Source organism: Faecalibacterium hattorii, assembly GCF_003287455.1.
GTDB lineage: Bacteria > Bacillota > Clostridia > Oscillospirales > Ruminococcaceae > Faecalibacterium > Faecalibacterium hattorii.
Map to the genome: position 1 here is coordinate 54,023 of NZ_PRLC01000007.1, position 23,806 is coordinate 77,828.

The 23,806-nt window shown below is 56.4% G+C and carries 24 protein-coding genes and 1 tRNA gene; 22 read left to right on the plus strand and 3 right to left on the minus strand.

All coding sequences use genetic code 11. The features are described from left to right. Window positions 1-2: 2 nt before the first annotated feature. From C4N23_RS06255 to C4N23_RS06285, 8 genes are all read left to right on the plus strand, one after another. Window positions 3-2,486 carry an ATP-binding protein gene (locus C4N23_RS06255; protein WP_112144844.1) on the plus strand — a complete coding sequence of 828 codons (2,484 nt, stop codon included), beginning with the start codon at window positions 3-5 and terminating at the stop codon, window positions 2,484-2,486. Beyond that, entirely contained in the window at window positions 2,483-3,430 is a 948-nt protein-coding gene (locus tag C4N23_RS06260) for a hypothetical protein (protein WP_055191660.1), read from the plus strand. Before C4N23_RS06255 ends, C4N23_RS06260 begins: the two co-directional genes overlap by 4 nt. After that, complete coding sequence (locus tag C4N23_RS06265; RefSeq protein WP_143406030.1) at window positions 3,427-3,816, plus strand: hypothetical protein; 390 nt, start codon at window positions 3,427-3,429, stop codon at window positions 3,814-3,816. The genes C4N23_RS06260 and C4N23_RS06265 overlap by 4 nt, the downstream gene beginning before the upstream one ends. Further along, window positions 3,816-4,217 (plus strand): hypothetical protein, encoded by a 402-nt coding sequence (locus C4N23_RS06270; RefSeq protein WP_097839105.1) that lies wholly within the window; start codon window positions 3,816-3,818, stop codon window positions 4,215-4,217. Before C4N23_RS06265 ends, C4N23_RS06270 begins: the two co-directional genes overlap by 1 nt. A gap of 72 nt (window positions 4,218-4,289) precedes the next feature. Continuing rightward, window positions 4,290-4,874, plus strand: a complete 585-nt coding sequence (locus C4N23_RS06275) for a ClpP family protease (protein ID WP_097839106.1) — start codon at window positions 4,290-4,292, stop codon at window positions 4,872-4,874. Between the two features lie 11 nt (window positions 4,875-4,885). Next, window positions 4,886-6,166, plus strand: a complete 1,281-nt coding sequence (locus C4N23_RS06280; RefSeq protein WP_112144846.1) for a type IV secretory system conjugative DNA transfer family protein — start codon at window positions 4,886-4,888, stop codon at window positions 6,164-6,166. Then, a complete protein-coding gene (locus C4N23_RS13990) occupies window positions 6,163-6,333 on the plus strand; it encodes a hypothetical protein (protein ID WP_155515299.1) in 171 nt (56 codons plus the stop codon). Before C4N23_RS06280 ends, C4N23_RS13990 begins: the two co-directional genes overlap by 4 nt. Window positions 6,334-6,359: 26 nt before the next feature. Continuing rightward, on the plus strand, window positions 6,360-7,406 hold the full coding sequence (locus tag C4N23_RS06285; RefSeq protein WP_146746472.1) for a hypothetical protein: 1,047 nt from the start codon (window positions 6,360-6,362) through the stop codon (window positions 7,404-7,406). 667 nt (window positions 7,407-8,073) lie between these two features. Here the strand turns inward: C4N23_RS06285 and C4N23_RS06290 are convergent. Beyond that, the gene (locus C4N23_RS06290; protein WP_181567077.1) at window positions 8,074-9,537 is read right to left on the minus strand and encodes a TM1812 family CRISPR-associated protein; all 1,464 of its coding nucleotides are present in this window, start codon (window positions 9,535-9,537) and stop codon (window positions 8,074-8,076) included. A 414-nt stretch (window positions 9,538-9,951) separates the two neighbouring features. Here C4N23_RS06290 and C4N23_RS06295 point away from each other — a divergent pair, with 414 nt between their 5' ends. The 9 genes from C4N23_RS06295 to C4N23_RS06335 all read left to right on the plus strand — a co-directional run bounded on the left by C4N23_RS06295 (window position 9,952) and on the right by C4N23_RS06335 (window position 19,033). Then, a complete protein-coding gene (locus tag C4N23_RS06295; RefSeq protein WP_112144852.1) occupies window positions 9,952-10,323 on the plus strand; it encodes a CRISPR-associated protein in 372 nt (123 codons plus the stop codon). Between the two features lie 1,002 nt (window positions 10,324-11,325). Continuing rightward, window positions 11,326-13,710, plus strand: coding sequence for a type III-A CRISPR-associated protein Cas10/Csm1 (gene cas10 / locus C4N23_RS06300; protein ID WP_181567078.1), 2,385 nt, complete (start codon window positions 11,326-11,328; stop codon window positions 13,708-13,710). Further along, a complete protein-coding gene (csm2, locus tag C4N23_RS06305; RefSeq protein WP_181567079.1) occupies window positions 13,694-14,161 on the plus strand; it encodes a type III-A CRISPR-associated protein Csm2 in 468 nt (155 codons plus the stop codon). Before cas10 ends, csm2 begins: the two co-directional genes overlap by 17 nt. A gap of 2 nt (window positions 14,162-14,163) precedes the next feature. Further along, the gene (gene csm3 / locus C4N23_RS06310; RefSeq protein WP_097839112.1) at window positions 14,164-14,829 is read left to right on the plus strand and encodes a type III-A CRISPR-associated RAMP protein Csm3; all 666 of its coding nucleotides are present in this window, start codon (window positions 14,164-14,166) and stop codon (window positions 14,827-14,829) included. Further along, the gene (gene csm4, locus C4N23_RS06315) at window positions 14,810-15,775 is read left to right on the plus strand and encodes a type III-A CRISPR-associated RAMP protein Csm4 (RefSeq protein ID WP_181567080.1); all 966 of its coding nucleotides are present in this window, start codon (window positions 14,810-14,812) and stop codon (window positions 15,773-15,775) included. Before csm3 ends, csm4 begins: the two co-directional genes overlap by 20 nt. Then, window positions 15,772-16,860 carry a type III-A CRISPR-associated RAMP protein Csm5 gene (gene csm5, locus C4N23_RS06320; RefSeq protein WP_055191687.1) on the plus strand — a complete coding sequence of 363 codons (1,089 nt, stop codon included), beginning with the start codon at window positions 15,772-15,774 and terminating at the stop codon, window positions 16,858-16,860. The genes csm4 and csm5 overlap by 4 nt, the downstream gene beginning before the upstream one ends. Then, on the plus strand, window positions 16,857-17,612 hold the full coding sequence (gene cas6, locus C4N23_RS06325) for a CRISPR system precrRNA processing endoribonuclease RAMP protein Cas6 (protein WP_112144860.1): 756 nt from the start codon (window positions 16,857-16,859) through the stop codon (window positions 17,610-17,612). The genes csm5 and cas6 overlap by 4 nt, the downstream gene beginning before the upstream one ends. A 591-nt stretch (window positions 17,613-18,203) precedes the next feature. Further along, complete coding sequence (locus C4N23_RS14440; protein WP_172678651.1) at window positions 18,204-18,371, plus strand: helix-turn-helix domain-containing protein; 168 nt, start codon at window positions 18,204-18,206, stop codon at window positions 18,369-18,371. An 89-nt stretch (window positions 18,372-18,460) separates the two neighbouring features. Continuing rightward, window positions 18,461-19,033, plus strand: coding sequence for a tyrosine-type recombinase/integrase (locus C4N23_RS06335; protein ID WP_242983742.1), 573 nt, complete (start codon window positions 18,461-18,463; stop codon window positions 19,031-19,033). A 40-nt stretch (window positions 19,034-19,073) separates the two neighbouring features. Here the strand turns inward: C4N23_RS06335 and C4N23_RS06340 are convergent. Further along, window positions 19,074-19,150, minus strand: a tRNA-Ile gene (locus tag C4N23_RS06340). 82 nt (window positions 19,151-19,232) lie between these two features. Next, window positions 19,233-19,652 (minus strand): hypothetical protein, encoded by a 420-nt coding sequence (locus C4N23_RS06345; protein WP_097839116.1) that lies wholly within the window; start codon window positions 19,650-19,652, stop codon window positions 19,233-19,235. A 130-nt stretch (window positions 19,653-19,782) separates the two neighbouring features. Here C4N23_RS06345 and C4N23_RS06350 point away from each other — a divergent pair, with 130 nt between their 5' ends. The 5 genes from C4N23_RS06350 (at window position 19,783) to C4N23_RS06370 (ending at window position 23,721) form a co-directional block, all read left to right on the plus strand. Continuing rightward, window positions 19,783-20,277: a conjugal transfer protein TraD gene (locus tag C4N23_RS06350; RefSeq protein WP_112144862.1), complete on the plus strand. Its 495-nt coding sequence runs from the start codon at window positions 19,783-19,785 to the stop codon at window positions 20,275-20,277. Next, a complete protein-coding gene (locus C4N23_RS06355) occupies window positions 20,274-21,557 on the plus strand; it encodes a glycoside hydrolase family 10-like protein (RefSeq protein ID WP_112144864.1) in 1,284 nt (427 codons plus the stop codon). The genes C4N23_RS06350 and C4N23_RS06355 overlap by 4 nt, the downstream gene beginning before the upstream one ends. A gap of 108 nt (window positions 21,558-21,665) precedes the next feature. Next, a complete protein-coding gene (gene gltX, locus C4N23_RS06360; protein WP_112144866.1) occupies window positions 21,666-23,135 on the plus strand; it encodes a glutamate--tRNA ligase in 1,470 nt (489 codons plus the stop codon). 51 nt (window positions 23,136-23,186) lie between these two features. Continuing rightward, window positions 23,187-23,459, plus strand: coding sequence for a hypothetical protein (locus tag C4N23_RS06365; RefSeq protein ID WP_112144868.1), 273 nt, complete (start codon window positions 23,187-23,189; stop codon window positions 23,457-23,459). Further along, window positions 23,443-23,721, plus strand: coding sequence for a DUF4160 domain-containing protein (locus tag C4N23_RS06370; protein WP_112144870.1), 279 nt, complete (start codon window positions 23,443-23,445; stop codon window positions 23,719-23,721). Before C4N23_RS06365 ends, C4N23_RS06370 begins: the two co-directional genes overlap by 17 nt. The last annotated feature ends 85 nt before the right edge of the window (window positions 23,722-23,806 follow it).

The window sequence follows — 23,806 nt, forward strand, 5'->3', positions numbered from 1 at the left end:
CCATGAACCCCTACAGCACTGAACTGCGCCGCGCCATGACGCTGGCCGACCAGATCCTTGCCCTCAAGCAAAACCGCGGCCTGGTCGATGCTGACGCCATGCAGGTGGACGCAGGCGCGTTTTTCCCCAACATCTCCCGCTGGACGCAGATGTGCGGCTTCCGCATGAGCGGCCCGCCCGAAGCAGGCAAGGCCCTGCTGCAAAAGGCTGCGGCGCGGTGGCTGCGTGCCGCCCACCAGAGCGGTGCCGCCTCGGCGTTCGTGTTCCGCACGGATCACGGCAGTGCAGCCGCCTTCTACGGCAGCAGCATCGACAATGCAGCATTGTTCCAGTCGCTTTTGCCAGAGTGCGAGACCAGACCGCAGGCGTCCTGGTTCAGCGGTGGCTACCGCTGTTCGGGGCTGTTCCTGGGCACCTTTACCGCTGATGGCGTGGCCGAAGCACTGGCTTCGTCAGGGCTGGACCGCTGCTACGCGGCCTTCATCGCCCTGCCCGCAGCGGATGCCGACATTCAGGCCCTGCTGGAAGATGACCGCCGTCTTGCCCGGCAGCTTGAACCCTGCAAGGCGTTCCCCCGGGTGTGCGGCAGCGCTTCCCGCCGCACGGTGGAGGTGCCGGTGCAGAATGTGGCGGCGGCGCTGGATGCACTGCAGGAGGAGATCACGCTGCTGGAAAAGGCCCGCAGCACCGGCCTTGTGCAGGCGGTGATCCGCTTTGGTGCGGACAGCCGCACCGACTATCTGCAGCTTGCCGGCATCATCCGCGCATGCCTTGCCGGGCGGGAAGAGCAGCCGGGCTTTGAGCCTATCCGCTGCTTTGACCTGCAGGGGGATTTCCGCTATCCGGAGACCTGCCTTGCCATCCCCCGCGCAGCGGTACGCCTGCCCGACGGCACCGCCGCCGCAGTCTATGTGGCAAGCCTTCAGAGCGCCGAAGCGGCGGCATCCTTCTGCGTGCCGCCCACCTGCGCCTGCCCGGGGTTCTATGTGCAGAACCCTGTGGAGGACGAGGGTTGCCGGGAGCTGTTCCCGGTGGTGCGCCCCATCGCGGCGGCAGGCGTCACGGCGGGCCGCGTGCTGGGCAGCGGCGCACCGGCAGCGATCCCGTTCTCGGCGCTGCTGTGCCACACGGCGGTGTTCGGAGCCTGCTGCACCGGCAAGACCACGCTGGTGAAGAACCTGCTGGTGGACCTGTGGGCCCGGCAGCAGACCCCCTTCGTGGTGTTGGAAGCGGCCAAGAAGGAGTACAACGCTCTGCTGGGGCAGATCCCTTCGCTTATGGTCTATACCTCCGGTGCCGATGGCCCATTGCTGCGCATCAATCCGCTGCGCCCGGAAGACGGTACGCTCATAGAGAACCACGCCGCCGTTACGCTGGCGCTGACGGCTTCCACCGGTGCAGAGCACCCCATCCCGGAGGCGTTCAGCGGCCTGCTGCAGCAGACCTACCACCGCTTTGGCTGGGAGTACGGCATGGCGGCCTACACCGACCCGGCAAAGCCCTTCCCAACCTTTGCCGATGTGCTGGCTGGGGTGGAGGACTATGTCGCCCACCACGCCCGCTATGGGCCTGAGGTGCGCCAGAACCTGACCGGTGCGCTGGAACTGCGCGCCGAGACCATGACCAGCGGTGCGTTGGGCCGCGTGTTCGCCGACCCCTTTGGCATGACGGCAAAGCAGCTGCTCACGGTGCCTACGGTTCTGGAACTGGCCGACTTCTCGGAGGAAGCCACGGCCTTCCTCATGAACATCCTGATGTTCCGCTTCCAGTCTTACCTGCAGCGGCTGCCCGAGTCTTCGGCGCTGCAGCGGCTCATCGTGCTGGAAGAGGCCCACAACGTGTTCCGCAAAACGGACGCCGAGGACAGCGCACTGGCCCGCTCCAACCTAGCCTTCGACAAGATGTTTGCCGAGATCCGTGCCAGCGGCACAGGCCTTGTCCTCAGCGACCAGCGGCCCTCCCTGATGCCGGATTCCGTCATGGCCAACACCGCCGTCAAGCTGTGTCTGGGCATGGATTCCGGCGAGGACCGGGGCTGCATGGGCAGCGTCATGGACCTTTCGGTGCTGCAGCGCCGTGCCCTGCACGCCTTCCGGCCCGGCGAATGCCTGATGACGGTGCGGGGCACTCACGGGGTGTTCCACCTGCAGACGGAAAAGCCCGGCACATCCGGGAGCTTTACGGCGGCCTGCCTTGTGTGCGGCAGCCGGTTCCGCTGCAGGAAAAGTGCCGTGCAGGGCCTGCTGGCCCCGCTGGATGCAGGGCAGATGCAGTACCATCTGGCCCGTATCCGTGCCGACCCCTACAACATCCCTGTGCTTGCGGAGAACATCGAACAGATGCTGCAGCAGCTGCGCATCACGGCGGCAGCACCTACAAAGCTCTGCCTGCTGGGCGAAATGCTGGCCGGAGCCGGGGTGCCGCTGGGCGAGAGCCGACAGATCGTGACCGCATACCATAACCACCTGAAAGGAGGAACTGTATGAGCGAGATCAGCGGCGGCAGCGCCGAGAACGATGAGATGAACACTCCCGAAACAGGCGGCGAGACAGGCCAGACCGGCTCCGGAGGCACCGAAGGTCTTGCGGGCGGGAACCTGGAGAGCGTCCAGCTGGGCGAGGGCAGCGAAGTACCGCCCGCCGCCCCAGCAGCCGAAATCACCCCTGCCCCGGCAACAGAGGTACAGGAGCTCAGCCCGCAGCAGCAGGCCGAGGTCATCCACCAGAATACCATCGCCAGTATCCTACAGGAGAACGGGGCCTACTTTTCGCCCAAGGATGCGGCCCGGGTCAGCCAGGGCGCAGACAGCATCCGGGTGGTGCAGGACCTTGGCGAGGGGGTGACCGGCGGCTACCGCTACAGTGAAGGGAAAAGCTCGATCCAGCTGCTTGCCACCAGCAAAAACCAGCTGGAACGCTCTGCCATCCATGAGACGGTGCACTGCAGCAGCTTCAACCGGGAGATCATCGTGCCCGAGCCGTCAAAGGGCGGCTACATGGTCTACAATACCGTGGGCACCCGTCAGGCATCCTGGTTCAAGTCGGATAAGAATGGCGAGATCTCCAACTATGCAGAGAAAGGCAGAGGAATGAACGAGGGTATCACGACCATGTACACAAACCGGGAGCTGGCCAAGATTAGCCAGGAACGTGCCCTTGCCGCCCAGCGCCAGCAGATCTACGGCCATGCCACAGACCTGTGCACAGCACTGGAAGGGCAGGTGGGCGAAGCACCCATGAAGGAAGCCTTCTTTGGCGGCAACATGAAGGCGCTGGAAGACAAGGTGAACGAACTGGCAGGGGATAAAGTGTTCGACAGCCTACGCAGCTGCCTGGACCGTGCCATTTCCGATGACTATACTGAACGTGTGGCCGCCACCCGGGAGGCACAGGAGATCCTGGCCCGGATGGCAGAGAGGAGCAAAAAATGATGATCGATCTGGTATTTGATTATATGGCAGCAAAAGGCGTTGTCTTTTATAGCCAGGAGGAGATGAAGACCGCCGAGGCGGGCATCCGGGAGTATCTGCAGTGCAATGGCATCCCGGAAGAAAAAAACGACGAATATTACCGTGATTACCTGCACAGGGGGCTGGATATCATCGACCCTGCGGACCTGAAAGCCTATTTTCTGCACCGGAAGGCGATCAGCCTTGTGGTGCAGCTGCGAATCGAGCAAGCCCACGCAGGCGGCGTGCTCAAACCGGAGCGTGCTGTCCTGCTGCGCGAAGCGCTGGCCGAACTGTACCGTGCAGGGCTGGGGGAACGCTATGTGCCCACCGAAGAGCAGGCCCGCATCGCAGGGAGTTTCGTCTGATGGCCGCGGCACCAGAGTTCCCGGCGTGGGCCGTGGAAGAAGCTGCCCGGCAGCTGCAGATCACCCTGCGGCAACTGCGCCAGGCACAGGGTACCCTGTATTTCTGCACCCTGCCCAGCGGGCTGAGATTTGATCTGTACGCCGGTTTAGACGGCACGCTGCAGTGCTGGCGGCTGGTAGATGGCTCCAGGTGGGAGAAAGACCGCCGCATGGAATGCCGTGACCCTTCTCGGAACGGGCCCGCTGTGGGGGTGGAACCCACAGGGGAAGGTACGCTCCGCATCTATGCCGAGCAGCACATCGATCCGGAAGAGCCAGACCCGGAGAAGAAAATCCTGAAATTGCTGCGTGGGTATGCGGAGCTGATCAGCGCACCGGAAATGCAGCACCTGGGGCTGTAAACTGCTGGGTGATACACATTGCACGGCAGAGCTGGTATACTGGAACCAGAAAAAACAAAGGAGTGAATTACCATGCAAGTGATTCAAAAAAGCAGCAGCGGCACCCAGAGCTTTCCGCTGGATGCCATGCTTCTGGCGCAGCGGACGGTGTTCCTGACCGGTGAGATCAACACCAGCACGGTCAACGCCATCATCCAGCAGCTTCTGTTTCTGGAAAGCGCAGATGCCACAGCCCCCATCAAGCTTATCATCACCTCGCCCGGCGGCACCGTGCAGGCGGGCCTTGCCCTTTACGACCAGCTGAAGGGCATGACTGTGCCCATCGACCTGTACTGTGTGGAGTTGGCGGCCAGCATGGCGGCGGTGATTTTGGCCGGTGGAAGACGTGGCCACCGCTTTATCCTGCGGCACAGCATGGTCATGATCCATGAACCGCAGATTGCTTCCGCTTCGGGCGGGGTATGCGGCAGTGCATCCTCCATCCAGAAAACGGCAGAATCCATTTTGACCACCAAGCGAGAACTGACCGGCCTGCTGGCACGGGACACCGGCCACCGGGTGGAAGAGATCGAAGCGGCCATTGGTTACGACAACTTCATGAAAGCGGACGAGGCTGTGGCCTTTGGAATCTGCGACCGTATTGTGGACCGAGTGTAAAGGAGAGTACGATGAAACGAGATTCTCTTGTTGTGGCGGAAGGCTGTGTGCTGTCCGGTGACGAGGTGGGCCGCACTCGCCCCAACGCAAATGCGCTGATCGTGGGCACCACCGGCTGCGGCAAAAGTACTAGCGTGATCCTGCCCACAGTGGCCCGGATGCACTGCAGCAACCCGATCCTGAGCTATGCAAAAGAGCGGGACGCCTACCTTATGGCAGAGTACCTCAAGCGCAAAAACTACATGGTGCACATCCTGAATGCGGCACACCCCAAGAAGAGCACCCTCAGCTACGACCCCATTGCTTCCATCGAGAGTTATGCGGACATCGAGGCACTGTCGGCAGCCATCGTGGATATGTCCATCCGCAAGAGCGTGGATGATTACTGGCAGGTCAAGGCAAAGCAGCTGCTCTCGGGCCTGATCGCTGGCTGCTTCATGACCTCCAAAGGCAGCCGTATGCCCGGCATGGCCGATGTGCTGGCACTGTTCGACAAGACCATTCCTTGCGAAAATGCCTATGGCGTTGAGCCGGAGCTGTATGGGATGTTCCAGCGGCTGGAAAAGGCCTCGCCGGGGTGCTTTGCGGTGCGGGAGTTTAACAGCTGGCGCAGCTTGCCAGAACGCACGGCATCCTGCGTGCGGGATACTCTGGCGGGTGCTTTGAGCACCGTATTCCCGGAGTCCATCCGCCGCATGATGCGAGAAAAACCGCAGTTCGACACTGTGCGTTTTGCAAGCCGCAAGGAAGCATTGCTGGTGATCACCTCGGCGGCAGACACCGCACAGCAATACTATGCGAACCTGTTCTACCGCAGCACGGAGCAGCAACTGCTCCGATATGCGGCCAGCTGTCCCGGCGGTGAGCTGCCTCGGGAAGTGCGCTACATCTTTGATGATTTCGCCTGCACGGCCCCTATTCAGGGCTTTGCCAGCGACATCAGCCTGTTCCGCTCGGCAGGGCTTTCGGCCATTCTGCTGCTGCAGTCGGAGCAACAGCTGGAAGCTATGTACAAAGAAGAAGCTGCCGTCATTCGGCAGAACTGTGCAGTATACGCTTACTTCCCCGGCGGGTTCGATAACCGCTCCTGTGAGATCGTCTCCAAACGGATGGATCTGCCATACGACGAGGTGCTCTATGCACCGATGGGTAAGGTGTTCGTAATGAGGTCAGGGTGTCGGCCGGCATGCCTGCCCCGCTACGACACCCTGAACAGCCGGGAATACCAGGAGTATCTCAGTTGCAGCAATGACCGCACCGGCCGCAGACGCTTTGGAGGTGATGAGCTATGAGAATGTCCGCACACAAAAAGTTCGTGCTGGAACTGCGTGCCCCGGTGGAACGGTACGAGACCCGCAGTGCCGCAGGCTGTAAGCCGGGCACCGCCCGGGAAGATGACCTTGGTCAGATGCTAGAAAAAAAATTCGACGAGCTTTTTGGCCCGGGGGAAGAGGACTGAAAAAGGAAAGAAGGGGATGTGGAGCAATGCAGGATCGTTCGACGATGACGCTGGGGGGATACCTGTACAGCGTTTTCTGGAAATTCGTGGTGGGCTATGTATGGTACCGCAGCCTGCTGTTCCGCCCGCTGGCGGGGCTTGAACGCAAAGCATCGCTGCACATTCTTTTGTGGCTGACGGCGGCTGCGGTACTTGCGCTCAGCCTTGGCTTCCGCCGCAGAAAAAACGGGTGGATCTCTTCAGCCTGCATCTTTCTGCCGTTTGGGCTGTACACGGTGCTGGCTTACGCAAACACCTTCCGCACACGCATTCTGCTGATTTTGATGCTGGCGGCTGTGCTGGCAATGGGCCTTACCGCCGTGATGTTCTGGGGCAGGCGGCTCTCGCGCCGCCGTTTCCGGGCAAGGGTCTCCCGCTGGAAGTACCTGATGGTGTGTACGGCAGTCTCGGCCAGTGTCTGCCTAATCGGCAGTGTAGGGTGGCATGCGTTTCTGGAAGGGGAGCTGTTTCCCGCCGCAGTAAAAGCACAGGCATCGGCCGTGGATGAAACGCAGGCGCAGACCATTGCCTCGAACATCAGTGAGGTGCTGAAGCTGCAGCCCGAGGTCTGGCAGGACCTTACCACGGCCCAGCGCATCGACACGATGCAGACGATCTGCAACATCGAGGTGTATTATCTGGGCCTGCCCTGTGCGGTCACGGTGAGCGGTGCGAACCTTCCGGAAAACACGCTGGGCAGTTACGATGACAGCAGCCGGGCCATCAGCATCAGCATCGAACATCTGGAAAATGACCCGGTGGAAGAAGTGCTGGACACCCTGCTGCACGAGATCTACCATTGTTACGAACATCGCCTTGCAGAGGTGTACACCTCCGCAGACCCGGAACTGCAGCGGCTGCGGCTTTTCCGCGATGCAGCCGATTATGCCAATGAGGTGGCGCAGCCGGTGGACCCGGAAGAAGACTACAACGCCTATGCCGCGCAGGCACTGGAAACGGACAGCCGCGCTTATGCCGCTGCCGGTGTGCAGGAATACTACCACCGCATCGCGGTCTATATGGCGCAGAACTGATGTTACAACAGCAAATGCGGAACAGAACCGTTGACTTTTTCTGGAGGCACTGTACTGGGAAACATGAGCGTGTTGCGTTCTTGAAACGTCGCCTTTGTGCTTTTCCTTTCATAGGGCAGTGCGAACCTCCTCACGGCACAAGCCTCTGCCATCCTGAAAACCTCCGGTTCGCACCACAGAAAAACAGTATTTTGCCCCAAATGCACTTTTCTTTTCATGCAACTCAATGTATAATACGAGTGTAATGTATATTTGCTCAGCTTCGACAGACCTTTTTCGATGTTTTTTAGAGAAGTTTGCCATTACAACTTATCCCCGCAAGGGGACGGAAACCCATGAATTCTTACTGATGACCCTTGCCCCCAACATTACAACTTACCCCCGTAAGGGGACGAAAGCAAATTCAGCTTATCATGCCTTTCAATAACGCTCTGAGATTACAGCTTACCTCGCAAGGGGACGAAAGCAAAAGCCGCAAGGCGGTCTAGAGATTTATTGGGCTTACGACTTATCCCCGCTAGGGGACGGAAACCCCATCTTCTTGTCGGCGATCGTGATATACATACCGATTACAACTTATCCCCGCGAGGGGACAACAAAGCACCTCCGCCACTGGCGTTTTGCCAGCAGCGGAGGTGCTTTGTGTTATCCTTATTCTATTTACAGGTTACAGGGCAAGCGCCATGCCTGCGGAAATGGTCATTGTAACAGGAAGCGCTTTGGCACCCTGAGGAACATTTGGCCTCATGGGACGGAGCTCCTGCAGGTAGTCCGTCACATCCTGCAGGAGCTGCTCAATATGAGCAATGTCCAGCGGGAGAATGCGGTCGCTCTGCAAGCCAAAAGAGTTATCGTTTGCATGGTTGACCTGATTGCGGTAATGTATCACCCTTTGATAAAGCATTGCCGCTCCTTCGACCTGTCGCTGTACCTTATGGTCTATGACCAGCTGTCCAAAATCAATTGCCTCCTTCACATAGTCGTGGACCTCTTCTGCACTTGCCACGCCAAACAATATATTGCCGTCTTCATTTTCTCTGTTTCTGTTCAAGCGCAAATCTGCCGTATAGTGAAGTTTTTGCTGCAGCAGCGCCATCCGGCAGAAATGGAAATGAAACAATGGATACACCCATGGTTTCCCTTTGTTCTCTTTCCGTGTTTCCAAATATTTGAGCCCGCTTTCCGTAGGCTGTAAAAAAATATGGCTGCAAATATACTCCGGCATCTGCTCACACAACAATGTCAGCGCCTGCTGATATAACCCATGCTTTGCACACCAGCTCACCAGTTCCGGCAGCTTATCCAAAGCCCTCCGGTTATTTTCCTGTGATGCCAGCAGACCTTCGAATTCCATACGGAAACGATCATTCAACAGATGAAAAAACAGGCTGATCAGGGTTTTGCTCTCTTTAGGCGGTGTCTGTAATGCCTGTGCGATCTGACGCAGATCCTCATTCAGTGCCTGCACCCGGCACAAAGCCAGATCATCCGAGAATCGATTGATGCAGGTCAGCAGCATGTGCAGAACCGGGTCGTTTTCGCCTTCGCTCTGCAAGTAATTTTTCAGCTTTTGTGCCGTTCCGGTAGAAAAGAATTCGTCCATTGCTGTGATCAGGTCGAATAAATTGTACAGCATACTGCTGTCGTGGATGCGGGAAGTCCCGTCCGGGCACAGCTCAGAATAGATCACTCTGCGGGTCTCCACGCCTCGCAGGTCCCGCATACACCGGGCAGCTGTTACCAGCAGCATGGCAGTGTCCCGCATACCACCAGAAAGGTCGATGGAAAGGGTATCTTCTGCTTCGATTTTACCCAGCAGCAAAGAGATCGCCCGGAACTGCGCTTGATCATCCATGCTGTCCGGCACCGGGATCACCACAAGCCGCTCTGCCGGAATGTCCACTGAAGGCAGGAACACATCCCGGAAATACTCTACAGTGGTGCAGGTTTTTCCGTCCGGCAGATGCACGGTAGGTTTGGTGCGCACCAACTCACTGCACAGCGCCAGAATGTAGTCCGGGCCTTCTTTGTGCTTTCTTAGTTCCTGAACGGCCGCTTCGTTGGTTTGGGTATGGATATTCGGATTTCTGCCGAACGGACTCATATACAAAAGCAATACATTGCGTTCCATCTTACACATCCTCCTGTTCTGTCCGCATCCGCAGCAGCTTCTGCTACCAGGTCTCATGCCGCTGTGATACGGTCACTTTGTTCGCACCGGGAAATTCTGCTACAGTTTTATCCTGGGCGGTTTCTTTTATCTGCATCATATCATGAAGCCGTTCTGCATGCAAGATAAAATAAAGTTTTTTCAGACCTTTATTCTTTCGATATTTTGTGCTATATTTAGCGTATGATCCCCGCAAGGGGGCAACACCAAGCAGCACCAAAAAGAAAGACGCGGTTATTCTATGTACACGCTTTTTATGTATCTCGTTGCGCCGGCTGTAATGAACATCATTTTCAGGAAGAATAATTTAGAACTTCTTGCTTAACTATCTGCAACTTGTGAGCTTTTTTCTTTGCAGTAACAAGGGAGTGTATTATGTTCATTAACTTTACCAACCATCCGTCTGCCCAGTGGAGCGCCGAACAGAAGGCAGCAGCGCAGGCTTACGGCGAAGTGATCGACCTTGCCTTTCCTGCCATCGACCCTGCTGCGGATGAGGCGGCACTGGACTCGCTGGCATCCGCATATGCCGCCCGCATCCTGCACATGAAACCGGACGCTGTACTCTGTCAGGGCGAGTTTACCTTTGTCTACCGGGTTGTCCTGCGGCTGGAAGGAGCAGGCATCCCGGTATTTTCTGCCTGCTCTTTCCGTAAGAGTCAGGAGACCATCTCTCCGGACGGCAGCACTCTGAAGCAGAGCGTTTTCGTGTTTACCCGGTTCCGACGGTATGGTTCGCCGTCCTGAAAAGGGACTTTTTACCAACTGCGGCGTTTATAATCGGAGAGTCTGCATTTGTTCTTTTTTATGCAGATTTACTGCATTACAGTAAAGCAAACATTTTCCAACCTTCTGGCTCTTCCTTTTTTCGATGGGTTGTGATATATTTAGTATATGATCCCCGTAAGGGGGCGGAAATAAATGTCCGACCTCATGATATGCCGTTTCACATATTATCCCCGTAAGGGGGCGAAAACATTTAACATTTTTCAATACTCCTTTTATAATTTGATGTAAAAATTGCAACTTATCCCCGCAAGGGGACGATAACGCTTCTGTTGCAAATAGTGTATCTAAATTTACGGATTGCAACTTATCCCCGCAAGGGGACGATAACCTTAAATAAGCCATACAAGGCATCGTCTAACACAGAATTGCAACTTATCCCCGTAAGGGGACGATAATCTCGTTCCATTGTACTGGGCAACATACAAGACATCATTGCAACTTATCCCCGTAAGGGGGCGAAAACCCGAATTAATCGGTCTAATTCTCAATGTTTGATAATGTGATCCCCACAAGGGGACGATAACAGAATATCTGGCACATCAAAGAAAATGTTACAAATTGCAACTTATCCCCGCAAGGGGACGATAACCCACTTAGGTGTCAAAATAGCCTCTTCATCTACAATTGCAACTTATCCCCGCAAGGGGACGATAACTTGATGGCTGCGGTCATCTGCTGTCGGTCAAGTCCATTGCAACTTATCCCCGCAAGGGGGCAAAAAACTCCGCACCTTTTTTGATGCGGAGTTTTTCTTTTGTTCAGCCTTAACCTTGCCTGTGCGGTGGTCTGTATAGAATCGAGAGGACCAGCCGGAACCGCTCAAATATTTTCCCTCGCATCTTTTGCATTCCGGCAGGATGTGCTATAATAAAGCAAAATGGTGACGTTTGAAACAAAATTGCCAATTTTATTTCCGGATTTTTGCGCAGTTATTTCATTGTTTGTAAAGGAGATGATATTTTGGATCTTCTTACCCTGCAGTCCACCTTTGGCGGGCTGCTGCACGACACCGGTAAAGCCGTGTACCGTGCAGGCGGGCAGCGTAGCAGCCACAGTGCACAGGGCTATCAATTCCTGTGCGAGATGCTGACCGGCGCAGACTGGAAACCCATTCTGGATTGTGTACGCTATCACCATGCATCCGAGCTGGAAAGCGTGCAGAACACACTGCCCAAGGACTCCCCCGCTTATATCGTTTATCTGGCCGACACCCTTTCCGCCACGGCGGACCGCCGGGAGATCGAAGGTGAAAGCAGTTCCTTCCGGCGGGACCTTCCGCTAGACTCGGTGTTCACCCACCTGAACGGTACGCACCCCGGCTGGATGATGCCTGCGCAGCCGCAGGACGGCAGCCTGAAGCTGCCACGGCAGCAGCAGCCGCTTTCCGCTTCCGTCTATGCAGATGCCGTGCGCAAGCTGAGCGAGTGCCTGCCGGATCTGCAGCCGCAGCCGGAGTGGATCAACTCGTTGCTGGGTCTGCTGGAAACGCAGTTCAGTTGTTTTCCGTCCAGCACCTTTACCGGCGAAAGCCCGGATGTTTCCCTGTTTGATCACGCCAAGACCACCGCAGCCATTGCGGCGTGTATCAGCGAATATGTGCAGGCAAACAACATCACCGACCTGCGCAAGGCGCTTTTTGAGCAGGAGAAGGATTTTTGCCAGAAGGACGCCTTTCTGCTCTATACCGCTGATTTTTCCCGCATCCAGAAGTTCCTTTATACTGTCCATACCGAAAAAGCCCTGCGCTCCCTGCGCAGCCGGTCGTTCTTTCTGGAGCTGCTCATGGAGCACTATCTGGACGAGCTTCTGGCCGGGTGCGGCGTGTCCCGCGCCAACCTGATCTACAGCGGCGGCGGACACTGCTATGTGCTGCTGCCCAACACTGCCGCTGTGGCCGATACCCTGACCCGGTGGAACCGGCAGTTCAACCGCTGGCTGCTGCAGCAGTTCGGCACCCAGCTGTTTCTGGCCAACGCATGGACACCCTGCTCCGGCAGCGACCTGACCAATACCCCCGCTGAAAAAAGCCCCTACAAAGAGCTGTTCCGCCGGATGAACCGGCTGCTGGAACAGCACAAATTCCACCGCTATACCGCAGAGGATCTGCGGCAGCTGAACAGTACCGCCGCTTACCCGGATGGCCGGGAATGCAAGGTGTGCGGCACCAGTGCCAACCTTGCGGACGAGCTTTGCCCGTGGTGCAGGCTGTTTGTGGAGTTTTCCTACAAAATTCAGCACAAGAGCGTGCTGGTGGTAAGCCGTCAGCCCTCGGCAGCCGATGACTGCACGCTGCCTGCACTGGACGGCGGCAGCGAATATCTTTCCCTCACCGATCCGGCTTCCGCCCGCAAGCGCCTGAACTCTGACGAACCTATCGTGCGGGTGTATACCAAAAATGCACCGTTCACCAGTCTGACGTACAGCACCAATCTGTACGTGGGCGACTATGCCGCCAGCAACAGCATGGAAGAACTGGCCGGGCAGTCCCAGGGCGTGCGCCGTATTGCAGTCTGCCGTATGGATGTGGACAACCTCGGGCACGCATTTATCTCCGGTTTCGAGCAGGAAAACGAGAAAGACCCTGTCAAACGGATGCACTATGTTACCCTGTCCCGCACCTCGGCGTTCTCCCGGCAGATGTCACTGTTTTTCAAGTGCTACATCAACGGCATTCTCGAAGGGCTGCAAGTGAGCATTGTTTATGCCGGCGGCGATGATGTGTTCCTTGTGGGCGCATGGAACGCTGTGCTGGAAGCAGCACAGCGCATCCAGAGCAATTTCACTGCATTTTCCTGCGGTGCACTGACCCTCAGCGCAGGCATCGGCATCTTTGATGACCATTACCCCATCCGGCTTTCCGCCGAGGAAACTGCCGCGCTGGAAGAAGCCGCCAAGCATCTGCCCGGCAAAAATGCAGTGGCACTGTTTACGCCGGAGCGCAAAGCAGTACGGGATGCAAAGGGCAATCTGCTGGTGCAGCCGGAGCAGGGACATATCTATGCGTGGGATGTATTCCGTACAAAGGTCCTGACCGAAAAGGTCGGCTGCCTGCAAAGCTTCTTCGGCAAGGATGACGCCGAGCATGGAAACACCATGCTCTACAATCTTCTGGCACTGCTGCGGGAAGCAGAAAACGACCGCATCAACCTTGCACGGTACGCTTACCTGCTGGCGCGGCTTTCCCCAAAAAAGAATGCACCAGATTATAAACTTTACGAGCAATTCTCTCACAACATGATGGATTGGGCATTGGATGCCGTACAGCGTCACCAGCTCATCACCGCAATTTATATTTATGTCTATCAGAACAGAAAGGGTGGCGACACAGATGGCAGGATGGAATGATAATGGCCACAGCTATGGACAGCAGAAAGAGCTGCCGCCGGAGATCACGCCGAAAAAGGTGCCGGAAGATTATGTAGACGAAGCCGAGCGTATTATGAGCAACCTGATGAGTCAGCCCAAAAAAGTGACCACTAGCAAGATCCGTGGCCTGCTGAGTCTTGTAACAGAGATTTTTAACGTTGAAAATCTCCGCACCGAAGAAGCACTTTTGCCCGAAAGTGTTGTAAAGATTAATCTGATGCGAGTTCGGGTAGCCTATGAATATGGTCGCGATACCGGAGAAAGTGTCGGTAAAGATAAAGCTTATCCCATGAAAGACTTTATTTCACAATCACATCTGCTAGAATACCTCAAGGGCATTTCCACCGACCGTGCGGATCTGATCCGCTTTGCACACTACATGGAAGCGCTGGTCGCTTTCCACCGCTACTTTGGCGGCAAGGAGGGGTAATTATGTATGGAAAAATTCTGATCCGGTGCGATCTGGAAGTGCGCACCGGTATGCACATCGGCGGTTCCTCTGCCTTTTCTGCCATTGGTGCTGTGGACAGCCCGGTGGTGCGTGACCCTTATACCAGTTATCCCATCGTACCCGGCAGCAGTCTGAAAGGCAAACTGCGTACCCTGCTGGCCCGCAGCATCTGTCAGGATATCGAACACATGCCTGTTTTTGACAAGGACGACGAGCGCATTCTGCGCCTGTTCGGTTCCTCGGAGCCGGTGCGCCGTTCCCGCCTGCAGTTTGCGGATGCCTTTTTGTCCAATGCAAAAGAGCTTTCCAACGTGGGTGTGACCGAGGTCAAGACCGAGAACGCAATTTCCCGTGCCAACTCTGTGGCCAATCCTCGCCAGATCGAACGTGTGATCGCCGGTGCAAAGTTCGGTGTCAGCATCGTTTACGATGTGACCGACCCGGCACAGGTCGAGGAAGATCTTTCTCTTCTGGCCAAAGGCATGAAGCTGCTGCAGATGGATTATCTGGGCGGCCATGGTTCCCGCGGCAGCGGCCGTGTCAGCCTGAAAAACTTTGCGCTGGAAGGCTATGGCGCGCAGGTGGATCTCAGCCACCTGAAATCCCTCTTTGATGAGGTGGATAGTTATGAACTATTTTCTGTTTAAGCTTCAGTTTGACACAGCTGTTCATTTCGGAGGAGCCGACTCTGCATTGTCACTTTATACCTCCGAAGAAACCCTGCGGGCAGATACCCTGTTTTCTGCCCTCTGCCATGAGACCCTCGTCCAGCATGGAGAAGAAGCTCTGGAACAACTTTGTGCGCAGGTCCAGCAGGGAAAATTCCTGCTCAGCGATACAATGCCCTGGTATGGCGAAACGTTTTACCTGCCAAAACCCATTGCCGCGTCAGAATCCGCTGAGGAAGTGGAAACCACCCTGCGCAAAAAGGTAAAAAAACTAGCCTGGATCCCTGTGTTGGAATTTGACCGCTACGCCAGAAGCCTACATGAAGGTCATTTTACCCCTGACGAGCAACCGGAAAGCTTTGGCACCCACTATGAGCAAACCAAGGCAGCCGTTCCCATGCAGGGGGATACCATGCCGTATCAGGTTGGACTGTTTTGTTTTGCGCCGGACTGCGGACTGTATTCCATCTGCGGATTTACCGAAGACGGTCAGGATGAAGATCTGGAGTATTTGCTGAATCAGCTGGGCGCTACCGGCATCGGCGGCAAAGTCAGCTCTGGTTATGGAAAGTTCCATGTCGTGGCCAAGATTTATCTGAACGAACCTTTTGACGAACAGACAGAGTGGATGTATCACGCTCTTTCTGCCGAGCATGCACCTTATCTGCTGCTGAGCACCAGCCTGCCGCAGACAGATGAACTGGACAGCGCGCTGAAAGACGCCTCTTTCCAGCTCGTACGCCGCAGCGGCTTCATGGCATCTGATCGTGTGGAAACGCCACTGAAGAAAAAAACGCAGTATGCCCTTTCGGCAGGATCTGTCCTGCAAAATCGTTATCAGGGTGCTTTGTATGATGTTGGCTTGTCGGATGTGCATCCGGTATACCGCTATTCCAAACCGATCTTTATGGGGGTGACATTATGATTCAGCAGGATCATCTGCAGATCTTCGACCTTACTCTGAATGTATGGGCACCTCTGTTTGTTGGCAATGGCAGCAGCTGTACCAAAAAAGAGTACATGTACAACACCCGCAATGGCAAAGTCTCCTTTCTGGACGAGCAAAAATTTTTCAGCTTTCTGGTCGAACGCGATCTGGTGGACAAGTATGAGCAGTTTATGCTTAGTGACCAGTCCAATCTTTGGGCGTTCCTGACCAAAGACTGCGGCATTTCCGATGTGGAACTGAAAACACTGACTCGTTATCAGATTGTGGCAGGTGATGCTCTGGATGCCAAGCATTCACTGAAAGGAATCCATGCTTTCCAGCGTGATGCACAAGGGCACGCCTACATTCCCGGCAGCAGCATCAAGGGTGCGCTGCGTACTGCATGGCTGCTGAGTGCGGTATTGGCTGACCGCAGTACCGGACACAGCCTTGCACCAAACCGCCGGGCCACCTTTCCGGAAGAGAAATATGTCAACCAGCTGCACCTGCGCACTCTGAAAGATGGAAGCATCGCTTCGGACGCTGTCAACAGCATTTTCCGCGGCATTCAGATCTCGGACAGTCTCTCAATCCCGGACAACTGCATGATGCTGGCCGGAAAAACAGACTCCGCCACAGATGGCGGAACCCACAGCATCAACCTCTGCCGGGAATGCGTCGCACCGGGCACAGCCATCCGGTTCAAGCTGACCCTGGATCAGTCTGTTCTGAAGGGCCGCATTACAAAAGACTCTCTGCTGGAATCCATCCAACAGTTCGATGCATCCTATCAGCAGACCTACGCTCGGCATTTTACCCTGCCGCGCGGTGCCGTCAACCTGCCGCAGCAGCCCTATCTGATCCTGGGCGGCGGCTCCGGGTTCTTTGCCAAGTCGCTAGCATATCTCTATCTGGGCGAAAAAGAAGGTTTGCGCTGGACAGCAGAGCAAATGGCGCAGATGTTCCGTAAACATAAGCATGAGCGTGATGCCGAAAATGGCATTTCCCCGCACACCATGAAATATGCTCGCTTTCGTGGTCGGCTTTATCCCTATGGACATTGCGGGGTGAGTATCTTATGATCCAGCAGATTCAACTGGTTTTATCTCCCCCCAATGATGTGCGGATTCCCCAGTCGTGGGCCTATCGTCTGTATGGTTGGCTGATGTCACAGATTTCTTCTGAATTTGGAGAGCAGATGCATCTGCAAGGGGAACACCCCATTGCGCATTTTCTATGTTTTTCGCCGGAAAAACAGTCTTTGATCTGGACGGTCAACCTGCTGAATGACGCTGCTCGACAGGTAGTTTTTCCCGTTTTGGAATCTGCAAAGGAAATCCCTCTGCATGAATTGGTGTTATCTGTTTCAGAGGTCCATGTCTCTTCAGCGGTTTCTGCTGCGGAAATCATTCGTGCCGGGCGTTCCTGCAGCGAAAACCGCACGAAATTGATTTTCCAGTCGCCATGTGCCTTCAAGCAGGCCGGTCGTTATGCTATTTACCCACAGGAAAACCTGATCCTGCAAAGTTTGATTACACATTGGAATACAACGTTCCCAGAATACGCACTTACAGATTCTGATGCGCTACAAGCTTTACAGCAGGGACTTCACATTGTGGATTACAATCTCCATACGACACGTTACCTGCTAAAAGAAACACGAATCCCGTCCTTTCTCGGAAATGTAACGGTTGAAGCTCACCTTGCACCACCACTTCTGGAATTGTGGAATACATTGCTCTCTTTTGCACCGTATGGTGGAATCGGCATCAAAACCACGCTCGGCATGGGTGGAACAACTACAGCTTTTCAAAAGAGAAACTTCTGTACCTGATTGTAAATTTAGGTAATCGTCTAGGAATGGCATGTACCGTAACCACCGGTCAGAGCCCTGGAATAGCGTAATATTAAAACAGCTGCTTAAGGAGCCATGAGAGTCGGTCTATCAACTGATAATCACAATACCACGCAAGCCCCTGCTGAGTGGTGGCATTGTGAACAGCTCCAAGGGGAGCTTTGGTCTGGGACAGCGTAGTGTGAAAAGCTGGACCAGTTCTCCGTCCCCAAATACGAGTTTGCGGTGGGCACCGCCATCCACAACGTGGTGCAGGACCTGATGACCCCGGAGGATGCCAGCCGCATGGCACAAGCTCTTTACGATGCCGCCGACCCGGTTTCTCGTTAAGTGGGCAGTAGATGCCGCACAAAAAATTTTGATACCAAGCACTGTTTTCCGTCCAATAAAATTCCCGTGCTGCCTTCGGGCGGCTTTTGTTTTAGCATATAAACCGTTCCATGCGGACGGTTAATCCACGATTTTAGCACTCCCAAGCTTCGTACTTTTTATACGGCGAAAAGGATTATAATTTTCTGCGTAGTACGGTATAATAGGCAAAAGTTTACTGTACGAAAGTGAGGAGTGGCGGTGGACAACATTCTGAACACTATAACCGCCTACCGTAAAGAACGCAAATGGTCGCTTTACGATTTGGCAACTCATGCGGGGATGAAATCGATCACCATTTCCACATGGTATAACAACAGTGCGACCCCGTCCATTCCTTCGCTTGTAAAGATCTGCGATGCCTTTTAGATTACACTTTCTGAGTTTTTTGCTAAGGCAGAGGGAAGTGAGTCTACCCCGGTGGTACTTACGTCTCAGCAAATGCAGATTATTGATCGGTGGCCGGTGCTGCGTCCCGACCAGCAGGAAGCTGTTTTGAATTTACTGAATGTACCATACATATTTCCAAATCGCTTCTGGTATTCAAAGATTACGGCTACCAGTTGACTACTACAAAGGAAAGCAACATCCGGGATGTGGACGTTGCTCCAGAGTACATGGACTTCCTCAAAGAATATTATAAGTATTGGAAGTCCCAGAAAAAATTGATGGGAGGAAGTTGGCAGAAAAGCCTTGATAAGAAAAGTTCCCAGTATGCGCCCTCGCTCCTTGCCCTTCGGGGAACGGACTTCGTGATCTGCAACGACCACGGATTTCCTATCAACCCGGACAGCTACGGCGCACTGGTTCGCAGGATCGAACAGCGGGCAGGCATTGAAGGGCTGCATCCTCATATGTTTCGGCACACTTTTGTGAGCATCCTCTTGTCCAACCCGGAGATCGGCGTGGCAACGGTGGCCGCAGAAACCGGACACGCACAGCCCAGTACGACCCTTGCGATCTATACGCAGGTCTATGACAAGCGGCGCAAAGAAATTCGCAGCCAAATGAGCAAGGAACTGTACGAATGAGCAAAAAAGAAGCACGAAGGCCGGAACCTTCGTGCTATTTTGGTGGGTCAGGCAGGACTTGAACCCGCGACCAAGCGGTTATGAGCCGCCAGCTCTGACCAACTGAGCTACTGACCCGCAGAGCGCCGCCGCATCCGGGCGGAGTGCTACAGGATAGTATAACAAAAAAGACGGGAAATGAAAAGCGATTTTTGCAAAATTATTTGGTGCGGTGGGCATCCAGCTTCTGCATCAGGAAGCGGTCCAGCATTTCCTGCGGGAAGAGCGGCTCCTTGTAACCGAAGGCCTCCCGGATGAAGATGAGGGTGACGACGGTCTGGCGGCCGGGGTCGAGCCGGAGGGTGTACAGGGTATCCAGCGGCTGCTGGGTGGGCTGGTGGAGCGTCAGGTGGAGCAGGAAGCCGCCGTCGTTCTCGCGGCGGCACTCGTACACGAACTCGTCGGTGTCCTTATGTTCGTCGAGGCGGTCAAAGCAGTCGTCCAGCGGCAGGTCGGTGCGGAACTCGCTCAGGCCGGTGGGGCCGTACTGGCTACGGCGGGTGTTCTCCCGCCGGGTGAGCAGCAGGACGATGGCCCCCAGCGCCACCGCCAGCAGAATGATGGAAAAGACAGCGTTCATGTCGCCCTCCTGAGTTTTTGATGAGAGTTTTCCTTATTGTAACACAACACGCGGGAAATTGTGTTATAATATTTGAAAAATTCCAAATTTTACGGCGGCCCGTGCCGGTCTCACGGGCGGGAGGTTCCTCATGAAATTGAAATTCACCCACAAGACATGGTACTTTTTCCTGCTGTGCGCGGCGGCGGCTTCGATGCTGAACGGCTTTGCGGTGCTGGGCGGGATGGACTTCTCCTTCTTGGAGATGATCGCATTCTGCATCACGGGCATCACCGTCCTGTTTCTGGCGGCGGAAAAGGGCAGCCCGGCCAAGGAGAAGCGGAATTATTTCTGCGTCTTCGTGGTGCTGATGCTCAGCTATGTGGTCAACGGCTGGGCGGCGTACATCTGCTCGGCGCTGGTCTGGCCTGCCCTGCTGGGGCTGGAATACCAGAAGGGCAAGCCCATCCAGCGGCAGCTGCAGCTCGTGGGCGCGGCGGAAGTGCTCCACCTGATGTTCGTACTGCTGACGGTCTACGGCGGCATGACGAATCTGAGCTTCTGGGCCAACCTGCTCTGGGTGCTGCTGGCCTGTGCCCGCGGCTGGGCCGCGCTGAGCCTGTATAAGATGCAGGAGGACGCATGACCCAGCGGCGGAGAGCTCCACGCCGCCGGAAAAAGATCCGGCGGCGGGTGTTTCTGGCAGGGCTCGGCGGGGCCGCACTTGCCGCCGGAGCGTATATTGTGCACCATTCTATCCAAAATGGAACCGAGTCGAAGTCTCCGACCGCCCCGGAAGCGGCACCGGAACCGAACCCGGCCCTGCCCTCCGGCGAGTGGCGGGCCGTCTGGGTGAGCTATCTGGAATGGGCGCGGATGGACTTTTCCTCCGAGGAGGCCTTCCGCACCGCCGCTGCGGAGCTGCTGGACAACTGCGCCGCGCTGGGGCTGAACACGGTCATCGCGCAGGTGCGGCCCTTTGGGGATGCGCTGTACGAGAGCAGCCTGTTCCCGTGGAGCCATCTCTGCACCGGGACGCAGGGGCAGGGCCCCGGCTTTGACCCGCTGGATGTGCTGGTGACGGAGGCCCACGGGCGGGGGCTTTCGCTGGAAGCGTGGGTGAACCCCTACCGGCTGAAGAGTTCCGCCGCCATGCCGCCCAGCATTGCGGACACGAACCTGATGAACACCCACCCGGAGTGGTGCTGCACCGTGGGAGACGGGGTCTACCTGAACCCCGCCGTCCCGGAAGCGGCGGCCTATGTGGTGCAAGGCGTGGCCGAACTGGTGGAAAAGTACGCCGTGGACGGCATCCACTTCGACGACTATTTTTACCCCACCACGGACGCCTCCCTTGACGCGGCCCAGTTCGCGGCCAGCGGAGAGGCCGACCTCGCCGATTGGCGGCGGGCGAACGTGACGGCCCTTGTCAAAGCGGCCCGCGACGCCGTGAAGGCTGCTGACCCGACCCTGCGCTTCGGCATCAGCCCGCAGGGCAACCCGGACAACGACCTTGCCACCCAGTACAGCGATGTTTACGGCTGGCTGGCGGCCTCCGGCGAAGAGGCCGTGGTGGACTATCTCTGCCCCCAAATTTACTGGGGCTACGGCTACCAATTGCAGTCGGGCAGCACCCGCTTTGCCTTTGAGAATATCGTGCCGGAGTGGCTGGGCATGGCCCGCGCGGCGAATGTGGCGCTTTATTTCGGCCTTGGAGCCTACCGGGTCGGCGTGGGCGACGGCGGCGCCAACGAGGACAGCACGAGCCAGTGGGCCACCGGCAGCGCCTTGGCCCGGCAGGTGGCCGACCTGCGCCGCTGGGGCGCACAGGGCTGGGCACTTTACCGGTACGATTCCCTCTTCGGCCCGGCGCAGAACGACCTTGCCGCCGCCGAGCGGGCAGCGCTGGCGGAGGGAAACGGCTGATGGGTCGATCCTGTCTTTCCCTTTTCGTTGACAAAACTGCGCTGAACAGTTAAACTAAGGGGTAGCGATTCGCAAATTGATTTGTCGATATAGATAAGGAGCGTTTTTATGCCGAGCAACAAAGTCCGCACCCGTTTTGCCCCCTCGCCCACCGGCTATATGCACGTTGGCAACCTGCGCACCGCGCTGTACACCTACCTAATGGCCAAGCACGAGGACGGCACCTTCATCCTCCGCATCGAGGATACCGATCAGGGCCGCTATGTGGAAGGCGCCGTGGACGTCATCTATAACACCCTGCGCGAAGCGGGCCTGAACTGGGACGAAGGCCCGGACATCGGCGGCCCGGTGGGCCCCTATGTCCAGAGCGAACGGATGGGCATGTTCAAGCAGTATGCCGAGCAGCTCGTCGCCGAGGGCAAAGCCTACTACTGCTTCTGCACCGAGGAGCGGCTGGAAGCCCTCCACGCCGAGCAGCGCGCCCGCGGCGAGATGACCCACTACGACGGCTGCTGCCGCGACCTGCCCGAAGAGGAGGTCAAGAAGCGTCTGGCTGCCGGGGAGCCTTATGTCATCCGCCAGAAGATCCCCCGCACCGGCATCACCGGCTTCGATGATGTGGTCTACGGCCACATCGAGGTCGAGAACAGCGAGATGGACGACCAGATCCTCATTAAGACCGACGGCATGCCCACCTACAACTTCGCCAACGTCGTGGACGATCACCTGATGGGCATCACCCACGTCATCCGCGGCAGTGAGTATCTGTCCTCCACCCCCAAGTACAATCTGCTGTATCAGGCCTTCGGCTGGGAGATCCCCACCTACATCCACTGCCCGCCGGTCATGAAGGATGCCCAGAACAAGCTGTCCAAGCGCAACGGCGATGCCAGCTATCAGGATCTGCGCGCCAAGGGCTACCTGAGCGCCGCCATCCTGAACTATATCTGTCTGCTGGGCTGGAGCCCCAAGGGCGAGTACGCCGAGCAGGAGATCTTCTCCCTCGACGAGCTGCGCAAGGTCTGGAGTCCGGACGGCATCTCCAAATCCCCCGCCATCTTTGACCCCCTCAAGCTGCGGGCCATCAACGCGGAGTACATCCGCCGCCTGAGCCCGGAGGACTTCCTCGCCGCCGCCGAGCCGTGGATCGATCAGGCCGTGCACACCCCCATCGACAAGAAGCTCCTCTGTGCGAACCTCCAGCCCCGGTGCGAAGTGCTGGGCGAGATCCCGGAGCAGCTGGACTTCTTCGACGCCATGCCGGAGTACGATGTGAGCCTGTACGCCAACAAAAAGCAGAAAACCACCCCCGAATCCGCTAAGGAGGCGCTGGAGGCCCTGCTGCCCGTGCTGAGCGACGAGGCTCTGGACTTCACGAACCGCGACGCCGTCTTCGACGCCTGCAAGGCCAAGGCCGAGGAGCTGGGCAAGAAGAACGGCTGGCTGCTCTACCCGCTGGGCATCGCCCTCTCCGGCAAGCAGCGCACCCCCGGCGGCGGCACCGACCTCGCCTGCATGATGGGCCGCGAGACCATCCTCGCCCGCGTGAAGGCCGCCATCGAGAAGCTGAACGGGTAAGTTTTTGTTGCTTCCCCATTTTTAAGAAAACAATACCGGGAGGGATTTTTCATGATGTATCCGTTTATGACATTGGACGACAACACCGAGATCGTTCATTCGGAAATGCTTCCGGACCAGCGTGTAAAGGTCTACTTTGAAAAACCGGACGCGAAGGATTGTTTTCATTCTGCTGTCTGCTATCTGCCCGACTATACATGGACGGATATCAGCGGCTTCACCCCCGAAGAGATCGGGCGCTACCAGAAATTCCTTGAGACCACGGCACATCTTATTTTGCAGTTCTCCAAAGAAGGAGGCGTAGAGAATGCCGCAGGTTTTTAAGATCGGCTCCTACTGGGTCTATTTCTGGGCCAACGAAAACGACCCGCTAGAACCCATTCATGTGCATGTATCGCAGGGAGCCCCCAGCAGCAATGCCACGAAGATCTGGATCACACGGGCCGGAAAATGTTATCTATGCCACAACAATTCAGGCATTCCGCCGCGTGTGCTGCGGAACATCATGGCGATCATTGAAGCCCGAAGCGAAGAAGTCATTGCCAAATGGAAGAACTTCTTTGGTGAGGTGCGGTATTTCTGCTGATTTAGCAAACTTCCCCGCACGCCCCCAAAAAACGCCCTGCGGCCGCGCTACAGTATATGCAAGCGGCGCGGGAAACAGAACAACG